Genomic DNA, 13,453 nt, shown 5'->3' on the forward strand with positions numbered 1-13,453 from the left:
CCGGTCAGGCGCCGGGGACGCGGACGGCGAGCAGCACGACGTCGTCCTTGGCGTGCGGGCCCGCGACGGTGTCGGTGATGCTCTCCAGCAGGCCGTCCAGGGGGCGGCCGGGATCCTCGGCGAGCAGGTCCGCGAGCAGGCCGGCGGTGCGGTCGATGCAGGCGCCGATGCTCTCGCCGGGCCGCTCCACCAGCCCGTCGGTGTAGAGCAGGACGGTCGCGCCGGGAGTCAGGACGCGGCGGTGGTCGGTGCGGGGTCCGAAGGCCAGGCCCGGCCAGAACAGCCGGTCGTGGCCGGTGAGCTGCTCGGCGCCGCCGCGCGGCAGGGCCAGCAGCGCCGGGGGATGCCCGGCGTTCGTCCACGTCAGCTCCCAGGAACCGCTGCCGGCGGGAGTCAGGTGAGCGTGCACGAGGGTGCCGGTGGCGTCCAGCGGCAGTGACGCGCAGGCGTGTTCGAGGGCGTCCACGGCGCGGCTCGGGCCGGCGCCCGGGTGGTCGGCCTCGGCCTGGCGCAGCATCGCCCGCGCCTGCCCCATGATCGTGGCGGCGGCCATGTCGTGGCCGGTGATGTCGCCGACCGTCACCGCGAGGGGGCGCGGCGCGTCCCCGGCGTCCGCGCCCGCGCCGCCGGGCAGCGGGTAGGCGTCGTACCAGTCGCCGCCGACCATGTCCCGGTCGGCGGCCGGCCGGTACAGGGCGGCGATCTCCAGGCCGGAGGCGGGCGGCAGGTCGGTGAGCATCGCCTGCTGGAGGCGGCGGGCGGTGGAGACGCGCTCGTCCAGGAACACCGCGCGCTCCAGGGCCTGCGCGGCGTACCCGGCGATCGTGGTGAGGACCGCCCGCTCCTGCACGTCGATGGTGTAGGGCCGGTCCCAGCCGAGCTCCAGCGCGCCGAGGACGCCCTGCGCGCCGCGCAGCGGCATGCAGACGGCGGTCCGCAGCCCGAGCGCGTCGAAGGAGCGCAGCGCGTCCGGGCCGTAGCCGGCCGCCAGCTCGGCGCGGTCGGCGATGATCACCGGGCGGCCCTCGGCGACGGCGGTCGCGCTCGGCCGGCGCGCGGTGCGCGGGTAGGCCGCGGGCGCGTCCTCCAGGACGTTCGGCAGGTCCGGGTCGGGGATGCGGCGGAGGCTCGCGCCCTCGGCGACGACCAGCCCGACGTAGGACGGCTTCAGGTCGCCGCTCACCAGGTCGCGCAGGGTGCGGCGGACGTCGGCGAGCCCCGAGGTGTCGCCGAGGTCCTCGGCCGCGCGGAGCAGCAGCTCGGCGCGGCGCAGCGCCTCCTGCGACAGGGCGTTGACGTGCAGGGCCTCCTCGCCGGCCCGCTCGGCCACGCGCTGCGCCCGCTCGGCGCCGAGCCGGCCGAGCTCGGCGGCCTCGCGCGCCTCGATCGACCGGCGGGTGACGCGGCGGAGCCGCAGCTCCACGCCGCACGCCGCGGCCAGGTCGGCGAGATCGGCGAGCTCGGCGTCCGTCCACGCCCGCGGCCGGGTGTCGACGGCCGCCAGCACGCCGAGGACGCGGCCCTGCTCGTCGGCGAGCGGCAGGCCCGCGTAGGCGACGAGGCCGAGATCGTCGATCGCCGGGCTGCCGCCCGTCCGCTCGTCGGCGCGGGCGTCGGGCAGCACCAGCGGCTCGCCGGCCTCCACGACGAGGTGGCAGAGCGCGTGCGGCACCGGGATCGCGCGCCGCGTCGCCCACGGCTCGGGCAGCCCGAACTGGCCGGGCAGCACCTGCCGGCCCGCCTCGACCAGCGAGACCAGCGCCATCGGGACGTCCAGCATCCGCACCACCAGGCGCGCGAACCGCTCCATGCCCGGCTCGCGCTCGGCGGACAGCCCGACCTCGGCGACCGCCGCCAGCCGCCCGCGGTCCGTCAGGCGCGCCGTCCGCCCGCCGGATCCCTCCGCCACGCTCACCCCGCCCTCCCCACCCGGACGCCCCCGGACGACCCGAGGACGGCAGAACACCGGGAACAATGTCATTCTGCCAAGGAGAGCGGCGCGGGACCCCGCGGCGCCCCGAACGTGATATTTGTCGTCCGGCAACAGATGCCGGCGGAGCCGTCCGAACGAGAGGCGACCATGAACGCAGCGCACCACGGGGCCGGCGACCGGCCGATGGTCGTCCTCGTTGTCGAGGACGACCCGGGCGACCAGCTCCTCATCGAGGACGCCTTCGAGCAGATCGGCGGCCCCGAGCGCGAGCTCGCGATGGTCGACGACGGCGCGCAGGCGCTCGACTTCCTGCACCGCCGCGCCGAGCACGCCGACGCGCCCCGCCCCGACCTCGTCGTCCTGGACCTCAACCTGCCCAAGTACGACGGGCGGGCGGTGCTGCGCGAGATCAAGGGCGACGCGGCGCTGCGCACCATCCCGGTGGTGATCTTCTCGACGTCCGCGGCCGCCGAGGACATCGCCGGCACCTACGAGCTGCACGCCAACGCCTATGTCACCAAGCCGACCGACTTCGACCACTTCACCAGCGTCGTCGGCCACATCAACGACTTCTTCACCCGCCTCAGCCGCACCCCCGGCGCCTGAGCCGCCGTCGGGCGGCGCGGCGGCGGCCCGCGGTCGAGTGCATCGGGTAGGACGCGGCGGCGAAGCGCGGGTCGCCGAGGGCGCGGGCGAGGCGAGCCCGGTCCGCGGCGGTGAAGCCGCGCGTCCTCGCCGTCGCCGGCCAGCACCAGCCGCGCGCGGACCACGTCGAACGGCCCCTCGGGCAGAGCCTCGCGCGCGCCGCCCGGGACGTCCGCGGCTAGGGGGTCTGCCAGCCCTTGGTGATCCTTTCCAGGGCGGCGTTGCCGGCGTGGTCGTCGCGCGCGTCGAGGGCCTCGCGGATCGTCTGCCCCGTCTCCGCGTTGCGCGAGGACCAGCGGGTGACGTCCAGGCTCGGCGGGGTCGTGCGCTTGAACAGCTCCTCGAAGGCGGTGAGCACCTGCGGCACGGTGCGGACGCGGAACGTCTCGGTGTAGCCGGTGTTGAAGGTGAAGCTGATCTCCCACGGGCCTTCCCTCCGGTCCGGGCCACTCATCACGACCGCCCTTCGGGAGTTCGGCTGGATCAGGGGCGACGCGGCGCCCCAGCGTCACGATAGCCGCCGGGCCGGGCCCCGGCCGACCTCGGTGCAACCGGGGGCGGGGGATCGGGATAGAGGGGGTGACGACCACCGAGGGACGGAGGACCCCCCATGAACGGACCGGGAGACCTGTGGCCGCGGCGCAGCGGGTGAGGGCGGCGCGGGACGCGGTCGACGACGCGGGGATCGTGGCGGCGTCGTTGCGGGAGCCCGAGGCGTTCGGCGAGCTGTTCCGCCGGCACGCGCCGCGCCTGCACGCCTACGCCAAGCGGCGGCTCGGCGTCCCGCTGGCCGAGGACGTCGTCGCGGAGGCGTTCGCCACCGCGTTCCGGCAGCGGGAGCGCTACGACGGGCGCGCCGACTTCGGCGCCTGGCTGTGGGGCATCGCCGGGAACGTCATCGCCCGGCACCACCGGCAGGAGACCCGCATGTACCGGGCGTTCGCCCGGACCGGCGTCGACCCGGCCGAGGACGGCATCGCCGAGGCCGCCGCCGACCGCGCGAGCGCGGCCGCGCTCGGGCCGCGGCTCGCCAAGGGGCTCGCCTCGCTGAGCGCGCAGGACCGCGACGTCCTGCTGCTCCTCGCCTGGGGCGGCCTGTCGTACGCGGAGATCGCCGCGACGACCGGGCTGCCCCTCGGCACCGTCAAAGCCAAGATCCACCGGGCCCGGACCAAGCTCCGCAAGGCCCTCCCCGAAGGAGACCTCGATGGATGACCTGGACGCCCTGCGCGGCCTGCGCACCGCGCTCGCCGAGGAGGAGAGCCCCGACCGGCTCGCCGAGCGCGTCGAGTGGCGGCGGGCCGTCCCGGCGCGGAGGCGCCGCGCCGGAATGCGGCTCCCGCTGCTGAGCGCGGCCGCGGCCGGGGTCGTGGCGGCCGGCGCGGTCGCCGTCCTGGCGCTGCCGCACGGCGGCGCGCGGGCGCCGTCGGGCGGGACGGCCGCGCCGCCGGTCACCGGCCGCGCCGCGCTGCTGGTGGCGGCGACGAGCGCGGCGAAGGCGCCCGGCGGCGCCTACTGGCACTACCGGCGGACCTGGGGCGACGTCTTCGGCGTGGGGAAGACGCGGGCCGCCTTCTACAAGGTCGACTCGCGGCAGGTCTTCGAGGCGTGGCTCGACCGGAACGGGAACCAGGGGGCCCGGCAGGCCGGGCCGGTGGGCCGCCCCTTGACGGCCGCCGACGCCGCCAGGTGGCGGGCCGACGGCGCCAAGCACATGGTGCCCGTCTACGAGGAGGGCCTGAACGCGTTCGTGGAGATGGGCGACCTCCCCGCGCTCCGGCCCTGGCCGCCGCTCGGCAAGGCCGACACCTTCAACGGCCTCACCGCCGCCCAGATCGCGGCGCTGCCGACCGAGCCCGGCGCGCTCCGGGACCGGCTGCTCCACCTCAGGGGCAGCTGGCGCGCCGTCGAGAAGAAGGCCGCCGCGTACCCGATCGGCGAGCTGCGGGGCACCGACCGCGTCCGGGCGCTCACCCAGGTCGCGGGCGACCTGCTGAGCACCTGGCCCGCCCCGCCGGGGGTGCGGGCGGCGGCGTTCCGGATGCTCGCGGCGCTGCCCGGCGTCGAGGCGGGCGGGACGGGGACCGACCCGCTCGGCCGCAGCGGGACGGTGGTGTCGCTGCCGGTGGCGTCGACGGTGGAGCTCGGCCTGCACTCGGCGCCGGTGCAGCTCGGCTCCTACCGCCGCGAGTGGGTCATCGACCCGGCGAAGGGCGCCCTGCTCGCCATCCAGGACCGCATGGTGGCGCCCCCGCGCGGCAGCCGGAAGATGCCCCCGGGAGACGACGGCAAGCCGCGGTCGCTGCGCGCGAAGGACATGCCGGAGCGCTTCTTCGCGCCCGGCGACCTGACCGGTTACCAGGTGTTCGAGGACACCGGCTGGACCGACGGCCCGCCCCCCGTCAAGGTCGGCGGCGGCAAGCGCGTGGTGAGCCCCCGGCGCTGACGGAGGGCCGTCGGGCCGTGCGGCGAGGAGCCGGGCGGCGACGTCGTCCAGGGCGGGGCCGTGATCGGCCGTGCCCCGTTCTGGCCGACGTCCCGGCGGCGGATCAGCGTCCGTAGACGCTGACGTGGCGCCAGGACGCCGCGGTGAACGGCTCGCGGTCCCAGCCGCCCCAGCGGTCCAGCAGCCGCAGCCCCGCGATGCGGGCCATCAGGTCGAACTCCGGCGGGTGGGCCAGCCGCAGCCGGATCGGGCTGAAGGCGATGCCGCCGGCGGCGATGGTGACGTGGTTCTCGTCCATGATCTGGGTGACCGGGTCGTAGCGGGCGACGTCCAGCGTGACCCGGTCGAGGCCGATCTTCTCGGGGTCCACGAACCGGTGGCCGGGCCGGGCGGGCGCGGTCGGGACGCGGCACTCCAGCACGAACACGCCGCCGTCGTCCAGGTGGCGGGCGGCGTTCTGGAAACAGCGGACCTGCTCGTCCTGGGTCAGCAGGTTCCCGATCGTGTTGTAGACCAGGTAGACGAGCCCGTAGCGGCGGTCCATCGAGACGCGCGCCATGTCGCCCATCGCCACGGCGATGTCGCCGCCGCCGGGCTTCTCGCGCATCCGGTCGACCATGTTGGGCGACAGCTCGATCCCGTCGACGCGGAGGCCGGTGTCGCGGAGCGGCAGCGCGATCCGGCCGGTGCCGATCGCGAGCTCCAGCGCGTCGCGGCCGCCGGCGAGGTCCGCGAGGAACGCGACGGTCGGCGCCTCGTCGCCGCGCGCGTCCACCTCGTCGTAGCGGAGCGACGCCTCGTAGCCGAAGCTCGTCGCGGGGTCGAACCCTTCCACAGCGCCCTCTCTCCTGCCGTCCGGTGGCCATGGGAACACGGCGGCCGGGGGCCTGGCGAAGGGTTTTCCGCCCGGCCCGGCCGGACGTTCTGTGGCGAAAGATGGGTGTTCCACTGCCTTAACCAGACGCCGCCGCGCGAATACTCGGAAGGACCGGCGGCGCCGTCCCCCCACGCCGCTCCGCGGACGGAGGGGGACACCGCATGACGAGCCATCCGGCCTGGGTGCTGTTCTTCGCACTGTTCGGCCTCTACAGCCCGATCGCCGCCCTCGGCTCCTACCTGCCGCTCGTCCGGCCCTACAGCAGCGCGCAGATCCTGCGGCTCGCGCTCGGGCTCGGCGTCAACGTCGCGGTGTTCGTGCTGGCGGCCCTGTGGGTCGGGGAGCCGCTGCTGCAACTCCTCGGCATCAGCACCGCCGCCCTCACCGCGACCGGAGGCATCGCCCTGGCCTTCGCCGCGATCCCGCTCCTGCTCGGCAAGGGCGGCGCCGAGGAGACCGACGAACCGGGACAGGACGCGCCGCCGGAGGCCGCCGACCCGAAGGCGATCCTGTTCACCCCGCTCACCTTCCCGCTGACGGTCGGCGGCACCACCTTCGCCTTCGGCGTCGCCGCGTCCGCCGACGCGACCGGCCTCGCCGAGAAGGGCTGGCTGTCGCTCGCGGCGGTCTGCTTCGCGGCGGTGACGGCCGCGACGCTCTACGCCTCCGGGCACGTCCAGCGGCGCATCTCGCTGAAGGGCGCGCAGATCCTCGACCGCATCGCCGGGATCCTGCTCACCGCCATCGCCACCATCCTGCTGGCCAACGGCTTCACCGACCTGGTCACCGCGCGCCTCGGCGGGTGACCGGGAGTCAGCCGGTGAGCCGGTCGCGGACCGGGCCGAAGTTCAGCATGCCGCTGCCCGCGCCCGCCAGCTCGGCTGCGGCGGGCCGCAAGCGCGCGCGGGCGCGGGCGAGGACGGCGCCGTCGCCGGCGGCGCGCGCCGCGTCGGCCTCCAGACAGCAGAGCGCCTCGTACAGCAGGTCGGCGGGCGGCTCGGGCAGGGCGCGCAGCGCGTCCGGGTCGTGGCGGGCCTCCGCCCACGGGCGGTACGGCCCCCAGTCCTCGCCCGGGCCGACCGGCACGCCGATCGACAGCAGCGCGAGCGGCAGCAGCCCGTCCCGGACGCCCGGCATGCCGGCGCCGTCCAGGAGGGCGTCCGCGGCCCGGTAGGCGTCCTCGGACGGCGCGCGCATCGCCCGGTACCAGGCGGTGAAGACGCGGGCGAGCGGCAGCTCGTGGCGGTCGGCGAGCCGGTCGGCGGCGTCCGCGTGCTCGGACGCGGCGGCGAAGTCGGCGAGCGCGGAGCGCGCCTGGAGGCGGACCAGACGCCCGAGCACCTCGTACGTCGGCAGGGCGTGCCGGGCGGCGAGCGCGACCAGTTCGGCGCCGATCGCGTCCCGCTCCGGCGCCATCCCGGCGCGCGTGCACGACTGCATGAACCGGCCGTTCAGCGCGAACGCCAGCAACGCCGGGTCGTCCAGCGCGCGCGCAAGCCGCTCGGCCTCGCGCGCGGCGGCCGGGCCGCGCGGGGAGCGGGTGCCACGCGACTCCACCGCGACCGTCGCGAGCAGACGGCACCGCGCCGCGTCGCTGCCGGGAGTCAGCGCGGCGAGGGTGCGTTCGGCGGCGGTGACGATCCGGGCGGCGAGCGCCGGATCGTCCGAGCGCGGCCAGAGCGCGGGGACGTCGAACGTGCCGATGACGCGGGCGGTCAGCTCGGCGTCGCCGGTCTCCTCGGCGGCCTCGACGGCGGCGAGGCGGTGCGTCCGGGACTCGGCCAGCCCGCCGCCGCCCGTCACCGCCAGGTCGCGGATCAGCCCGACGGTCGACTCCAGCCGGACGCGGGCCCCCGCCGCGACCGTCCGGTCGTAGGCGGCCGCCGCCCGCGTCCACAGCCGCGACGCGGCGGTCTCCAGGCCGGGATCGTGCGCCAGGATGTCGGCCTCCAAGCGCCGTAGGGGCGCGCCCGGGTCGACGCCGAGCCCCTCGGCCAGGGCGGCGCGCGCCCGGCGCAGCACGGCCAGCGCGTCGCCCTGGCGGCCCGTCCGGTACAGGGCGAGCGCCAGCAGCCGCCAGCCCTCCTCGCGCCACGGATGCGCGGCGGCGTGCGCGTCCAGGTCGGGCACGGCTTCGGCGGCGAGCCCCGCCGCGAGGCGCGCCTCGGCGAGCCGCTCGACCGCCCGCAGCCGCAGCTCGGCCAAGCGCGCGCGCTCGGGGACGGCCCAGTCCGCATCGGCGAAATCGGCGTAGGCGGGGCCGCGCCACAGATCCAGGGCGTCCTGGAGGCGGTGCAGGGACGGCGGCGCGGCGACGGCCCGCTCGAACCGCCAGGCGTCCACCGCGTCCGGCGCGGCGCGCAGCGCGTAACCGGGGCCCTCGGTCACCAGCAGCCGCGCGGGCGCGCGAGGCGGCCGGTCGGGCTCCAGGGCGCGGCGGAGCGCCCCGACGAACGTCTGCACCGCCCCGGCGGCGCCCGCCGGCGGCTCGTCCCACAGATCGCCGATCAGCACGTCCAGCGGCACGACGCGGCCGCGCGCCACGATCAGCCGCGCGAGGACGGCCCGGTGGCGCGGCCCCTTCAGCTCCAGCGGCGCGCCGTCCCGGGCCGCCCCCACCGGCCCCAGCACCGCGAACCCGACGTCCCCCACACCGGCCACGTTAGGCGCTGACCGAACGCTGATCCGCCCCGGGCAGCCTCGGGGCATGGACCTCACCGACCGCGGATTCCGCTACCGGCGCGTCACCGTCGCCGACGGCGTCGCCCTCAACGTCGCGACCAAGGGCACGGGCGACCCCGTCGTCCTGCTGCACGGCTTCCCCCAGACCCACCTGATGTGGCGGCACGTCGCCGCCGACCTCGCCGCCGACCACACCGTCATCTGCCCCGACCTGCGCGGCTACGGCGCCAGCGACAAGCCCGCCGAGACCGGCCCCGACGTCTACAGCAAGCGCACCATGGCCGCCGACACCGTCGCCGTCGCGCGCGCTTTCGGCTTCGAGCGGTTCGCGCTCGCCGGGCACGACCGGGGCGCGCTCGTCGCGTTCCGCGCCGGCCTCGACCACCCGGACGCCGTCACCCGGCTGGCCTGCCTGGACGTGCTGCCGACGCTGGACATGTGGGACGTCCTGCACGGCGCGTCCGCCGCCGTCGCCTTCCACCTGTACCTGATGGCGCAGCCGCCCGGCCTGCCCGAACTCATGATCGGAGCGGCCGCGGACGCCTTCTTCGGCCACTTCCTCGACGCCTGGGGCGCCTCCCCGGACGCGCTGCCCCCCGCCGTCCGCACCGCCTACCTGGACGCCTCCCGGGACGCCGTGCCGTCGATCGTCGCCGACTACCGGGCCTCCGCCGGCGTCGACCTCGACCACGACGAGGCCGACCGCGCCGCCGGGAACCGGCTCGCGATGCCCGTCACCGTCCTCCAGCAGGACTGGGGCGCCGCCCTCGGCTACGACGCCGCCGCCGTCTGGCGCGCCTGGGCGCCCGACCTGCGGCACCGCACCGTCACCAGCGGCCACTTCATGGCCGAGCAGGACCCGGCCGGCGTCACCGCCGCCCTCCGCGACCTGCTCAGCCGGTGACGGCCCGCACCGCGTTGCGCTGCCCGCGCCGCCACACGCCCAGGTAGGACGCGGCGAGCGCGACGCCGAGGAAGAGCAGCACCTCGTAGCGGCCGACCAGGCCCAGGTTGCCGACGCAGAACGTGATCGCCAGGAAGAGCACGACGCACGTCCCCGCCGTCCGCAGGAACAGCAGCAGCAGGCGGCCCTGCGCGGCGGGGGCGCGGTCGCCCGCCCACACCGCCGTCCCGGTGAGGAGCGCCGCGACCGCGACGGCCCCGGCGTGCCCGACGAGCGGGACGGGCCCGAACAGGCCGAGGACGAAGGCCGTCAGCACGTAGAGCGCGAAGAACAGGACGGTCGCGCGCAGCACCAGCAAGATCGGCCCCTTCCAGGAGTGTCGGACCTGGTCAGGATAGGCGCGGCGGCCGCTCCCGGTCGCGGGGAAACGCCGCGCGAACCCCGACGCGGCCGGGCGCATCTCACCGTTCATGTGCGGACTGTTCGGGCTGCTGCGATCCCCCCACGCCGACCACCCCGAGCGGGCCTCGGACGCCCTCGTCGCGCTCGGCGCCCTGGCCGAGGAGCGCGGCACCGACTCCGCCGGCCTCGCCCTGTTCACCGGGCGGCCCGTCGCGCACGGCGCCGAGGGCCCCGCCGCCGGGACCGCCGACGACCGCCGCTCCGACATCAGCCACGACGGCGTCCGCGTCGTCAAGGGCCGCGGCGCCTTCGGCGGCGTCTGGGGCACCGGCCTGCTGCCCCTGCTGGACGCGGCGCCGCTCGCGTTCGGCCACACCCGCTGGGCCACCCAGGGGTCGCCGTTCTCGCTCGACAACGCCAGCCCGCTCGTCGTCCCCGGCCCGCACGGGGCGCCCGGCATCGTCGCCACCCACAACGGCGACGTCGAGGCGGGCCTGCTCCGCGCCCGGTACTCGCTGCCCCCGGCGACCGGCACCACCGACAGCGAACCGCTGTTCCAGATCCTCGCCCGCGCCCGCGGCACCGCCGAGATCACCGGCGTGCTGCGCGGCCTCGTCGGCCGCGCCGCGCTCGCCTGGGCCGACCGGAGCCGGCCCGGCGAGGTCCACCTCGCCCGCGCCGCGCTCAGCCCCCTCGCCGTCGCCGCCGACACCGACCGCAACCTGTACTGGGCGTCCAACCCCGACTGGTTCCGGCGCGTGCAGGACGCCACCGCCGTCCGGTTCGCGACCGTCGTCATGCTCCGCGAGGGCACCTACCTGCGGCTGACTCCCGGCGACGTCCCGGCGCGCGCGGGTTTCGTCCCCACCGCCCGCGACTGGGACCTCGACGACCGCGTCTGGACCGGCTTCACCCCCGCCGACCGCGACGCCGACCGCGCCCGCCTCCGCCACCTGGTCGTCGGGAACGCGACCGCCGGGCCACGCGTGGCGTGACCCGGCGGGACGCGGCGCGCTAGAGGCGCTCGACGACGTACTCGATGCTCGCGGTGAGGGCCTCGACGTCGGCCGGGTCGATCGCCGGGAACATGCCGATGCGGAGCTGGTTACGGCCCAGCTTGCGGTACGGCTCGGTGTCGACGATGCCGTTGGCGCGCAGCGCCTTGGCGACGGCGGCGGCGTCCACCTCGTCGGCGAAGTCGATCGTGCCGACGACCTGCGAGCGCTGCGCCGGGTCGGCGACGAACGGCGAGGTGTAGGACGTCTTCTCGGCCCAGGTGTAGAGCCGCTGGGACGAGTCGGCGGTGCGCGCCGTCGTCCACTCCAGGCCGCCCTGGGCGTTCATCCACTCGATCTGCTCGGCGAACAGCAGCAGCGTCGCGACGGCCGGGGTGTTGTAGGTCTGGTCCTTGGCCGAGTTGTCCACGACCGTCTTCAGGTTGAAGAACTCCGGCACGTACCGGTCGGACGCGGCGATCTCGTCGATGCGGGCGAGCGCCGCCGGGGACGCGAGCGCGACCCACAGGCCGCCGTCGGCGGCGAAGCACTTCTGCGGCGCGAAGTAGTAGACGTCGGTCTCGCTGACGTCCACGGGCAGGCCGCCCGCGCCGGACGTCGCGTCCACCAGCACGAGCGCCTCGTCGGCGGACGTGCCGGCCGGGCGGGCGATCGGCATCGCGACGCCGGTCGAGGTCTCGTTGTGGGTGAGCGCGTACACGTCGACGCCGGCCTCGGCGGCCGCGGCCGGGTGGGTGCCCGGGTCGCTGGAGATCACCGAGGGGTCCGCCAGCCAGGGCGCGCCCTTGGTGACCTTGGCGAACTTGCTGGAGAACTCGCCGAACGCCAGGTGCTGGGACTTCTCGCGGACCAGCCCGAACGCGGCGGTGTCCCAGAACGCGGTCGTGCCGCCGTTGCTCAGCAGCACCTCGTAGCCCTCGGGGATCGAGAACAGGTCCGCGAGCCCGGCGCGGACACGCCCGACCAGGGACTTCACGGGCTTCTGCCGGTGCGAGGTGCCCAGGTAGGTCGAGCCGGACTCGGCCAGAGCGGCGAGCTGCTCGGGCCGGACCTTGGACGGACCGCATCCGAAGCGGCCGTCGGCGGGCTTGAGGTCGGCGGGAATGACGATGGCGGGATTCGCGGCTTCGGTCACCCGCAGAAGGCTACCGGAACGCAAGTCGGCCCTCCGAGCCTTCGGACCAGGTGGAAGGGGCGCGCGGAGAAGGCCGCCGAAGCTCGGTTGCGTATGGGCCGGACGGTCAAACCGCTGGGGAGTACGATGGTGACGTGCAGTTGCGGTACAACTTCCGCGTGTATCCGTCGCCTGGTCAGCAGGTCGCGTTGGCGAGGGCGTTCGGGTGCGCGCGTGTGGTGTTCAACGACGGGTTGCGTGCCCGGCGGGACGCACACGAGCAGGGCCTGCCGTACATCTCCGATGGGGAGTTGTCCAAGCGGGTCATCACGCGGGCGAAGGCGATGCCGGAGCGGGCGTGGTTGGGCGAGGTGTCGGCGGTGGTGCTGCAACAGGCGCTGGCCGACCTCAACGCCGCCTACCGCAATTTCTTCGCCTCCCTCGCCGGGAAACGCAAAGGACGCAAGTTCGCCCCGCCGCGGTACCGGTCGCGCAAGGACAACCGGCAGGCCGTCCGCTTCACCCGCAACGCCAAATTCAAGGTGCTGGTCAATGGCCGACTGCGGTTGCCGAAGGTCGGGGATGTGGCGGTGCGCTGGTCGCGGCCCCTGCCCGCCGATCCCTCGTCAGTGACGATCGTCAAGGATGCGGCGGGCCGGTACTTCGCCTCGTTCGTGGTGGACACCGGCCGAGACGAGGCATTGCCACCGGTGGAGTCGGCGGTCGGGATCGATCTGGGGTTGACGCATTTCGCGGTGCTGTCGGACGGCACCAAGGTCACCGCGCCCAAGTTCTTGCGGCGGGCGGCCCGCAAGCTCAAGCGGTTGCAGCAGGGGTTGGCGCGCAAGCGGAAAGGCTCGGCCAACCGTCGCAAGGCCGCGATGAAGGTCGCTCGTGCGCATGCGCGGGTGGCCGATGCCCGGCGCGACTGGCAGCACAAGCTCTCGACCCAGATCATCCGCGACAACCAAGCGGTGTACGTCGAGGACCTGTGCGTCACCGGCCTGGGCCGCACCCGGCTGGCCACATCGGTGTACGACGCCGGGTGGGCGTCGTTCACCGCGATGCTGGAGTACAAGGCCGCCCGCTACGGCAGAACCTTCGGCCGGGTGGACCGGTTCTTCCCCTCCACCCGCATGTGCTCGGCCTGCGGCCGCATCAGCGAGAAGAAAACACTCGACGTCCGCTCGTGGACCTGCCCGTGCGGGGCTGTCCACGACCGGGATGTGAACGCGGCCCTCAACGTGCTCGCCGCCGGGCAGGCGGAGAGGCTAAACGACCGTCGAGCGCGGGTAGGACCGGGATCCGTCCCGGCACCGCGCCGTGAAGCGGTAACCCGTCCCGATGCCGCGCGGACTCCGCGTTGTATGGAGGGAATCTCCGCCCCTCAAGGCGAAGAGGATGCCAATTGAGCTGGCCCTGAGATCGCCGGTG

Annotated in this window: 13 protein-coding genes; 7 read left to right on the forward strand and 6 right to left on the reverse strand. The window is 75.5% G+C overall.

All coding sequences use genetic code 11. The features are described 5' to 3' along the window. Positions 1-4 precede the first annotated feature (4 nt). The gene (locus K1Y72_RS25330) at positions 5-1,915 is read right to left on the reverse strand and encodes a SpoIIE family protein phosphatase (RefSeq protein WP_220168970.1); all 1,911 of its coding nucleotides are present in this window, start codon (positions 1,913-1,915) and stop codon (positions 5-7) included. Positions 1,916-2,080: 165 nt separating this feature from the next. Between K1Y72_RS25330 and K1Y72_RS25335 the strand changes: the two genes are divergently transcribed. After that, complete coding sequence (locus K1Y72_RS25335) at positions 2,081-2,539, forward strand: response regulator (protein ID WP_220168971.1); 459 nt, start codon at positions 2,081-2,083, stop codon at positions 2,537-2,539. 217 nt (positions 2,540-2,756) lie between these two features. On the opposite strand, the gene K1Y72_RS25340 is transcribed toward K1Y72_RS25335, so the two are convergent. Continuing rightward, positions 2,757-3,032: a hypothetical protein gene (locus K1Y72_RS25340; RefSeq protein WP_220168972.1), complete on the reverse strand. Its 276-nt coding sequence runs from the start codon at positions 3,030-3,032 to the stop codon at positions 2,757-2,759. A gap of 176 nt (positions 3,033-3,208) precedes the next feature. Between K1Y72_RS25340 and K1Y72_RS25345 the strand changes: the two genes are divergently transcribed. Together K1Y72_RS25345 and K1Y72_RS25350 are read left to right on the forward strand one after the other, a co-directional pair. Then, positions 3,209-3,793: an RNA polymerase sigma factor gene (locus K1Y72_RS25345; protein WP_308287219.1), complete on the forward strand. Its 585-nt coding sequence runs from the start codon at positions 3,209-3,211 to the stop codon at positions 3,791-3,793. Beyond that, entirely contained in the window at positions 3,786-5,024 is a 1,239-nt protein-coding gene (locus K1Y72_RS25350; RefSeq protein WP_220168973.1) for a CU044_5270 family protein, read from the forward strand. The genes K1Y72_RS25345 and K1Y72_RS25350 overlap by 8 nt, the downstream gene beginning before the upstream one ends. 103 nt (positions 5,025-5,127) lie before the next feature. Here the strand turns inward: K1Y72_RS25350 and K1Y72_RS25355 are convergent, their stop codons facing one another. Next, on the reverse strand, positions 5,128-5,859 hold the full coding sequence (locus K1Y72_RS25355; protein ID WP_220168974.1) for a class I SAM-dependent DNA methyltransferase: 732 nt from the start codon (positions 5,857-5,859) through the stop codon (positions 5,128-5,130). A gap of 203 nt (positions 5,860-6,062) precedes the next feature. Here K1Y72_RS25355 and K1Y72_RS25360 point away from each other — a divergent pair, with 203 nt between their 5' ends. Next, a complete protein-coding gene (locus tag K1Y72_RS25360; protein WP_220168975.1) occupies positions 6,063-6,707 on the forward strand; it encodes a MarC family protein in 645 nt (214 codons plus the stop codon). 7 nt (positions 6,708-6,714) lie between these two features. On the opposite strand, the gene K1Y72_RS25365 is transcribed toward K1Y72_RS25360, so the two are convergent. Further along, positions 6,715-8,553, reverse strand: a complete 1,839-nt coding sequence (locus K1Y72_RS25365) for an AfsR/SARP family transcriptional regulator (RefSeq protein ID WP_308287220.1) — start codon at positions 8,551-8,553, stop codon at positions 6,715-6,717. 55 nt (positions 8,554-8,608) lie between these two features. On the opposite strand from K1Y72_RS25365, the gene K1Y72_RS25370 reads away from it, so the two are divergent. Further along, on the forward strand, positions 8,609-9,487 hold the full coding sequence (locus tag K1Y72_RS25370) for an alpha/beta fold hydrolase (protein WP_220168977.1): 879 nt from the start codon (positions 8,609-8,611) through the stop codon (positions 9,485-9,487). Here K1Y72_RS25370 and K1Y72_RS25375 read toward each other — a convergent pair. Beyond that, positions 9,477-9,959: a hypothetical protein gene (locus K1Y72_RS25375; protein ID WP_220168978.1), complete on the reverse strand. Its 483-nt coding sequence runs from the start codon at positions 9,957-9,959 to the stop codon at positions 9,477-9,479. The genes K1Y72_RS25370 and K1Y72_RS25375 overlap by 11 nt on opposite strands. Here K1Y72_RS25375 and K1Y72_RS25380 point away from each other — a divergent pair. Then, positions 9,958-10,884 (forward strand): class II glutamine amidotransferase, encoded by a 927-nt coding sequence (locus tag K1Y72_RS25380; protein ID WP_220168979.1) that lies wholly within the window; start codon positions 9,958-9,960, stop codon positions 10,882-10,884. The genes K1Y72_RS25375 and K1Y72_RS25380 overlap by 2 nt on opposite strands. A 19-nt stretch (positions 10,885-10,903) precedes the next feature. Here K1Y72_RS25380 and serC read toward each other — a convergent pair whose 3' ends face one another. Further along, positions 10,904-12,040, reverse strand: a complete 1,137-nt coding sequence (gene serC, locus K1Y72_RS25385) for a phosphoserine transaminase (protein WP_220168980.1) — start codon at positions 12,038-12,040, stop codon at positions 10,904-10,906. A gap of 134 nt (positions 12,041-12,174) precedes the next feature. On the opposite strand from serC, the gene K1Y72_RS25390 reads away from it, so the two are divergent. After that, positions 12,175-13,431, forward strand: coding sequence for an RNA-guided endonuclease InsQ/TnpB family protein (locus K1Y72_RS25390; protein ID WP_308287221.1), 1,257 nt, complete (start codon positions 12,175-12,177; stop codon positions 13,429-13,431). The last annotated feature ends 22 nt before the right edge of the window (positions 13,432-13,453 follow it).

Origin of the sequence: Actinomadura parmotrematis (assembly GCF_019458805.1) — a bacterium.
In the GTDB taxonomy this organism is placed as follows: Bacteria; Actinomycetota; Actinomycetes; order Streptosporangiales; family Streptosporangiaceae; genus Spirillospora; species Spirillospora parmotrematis.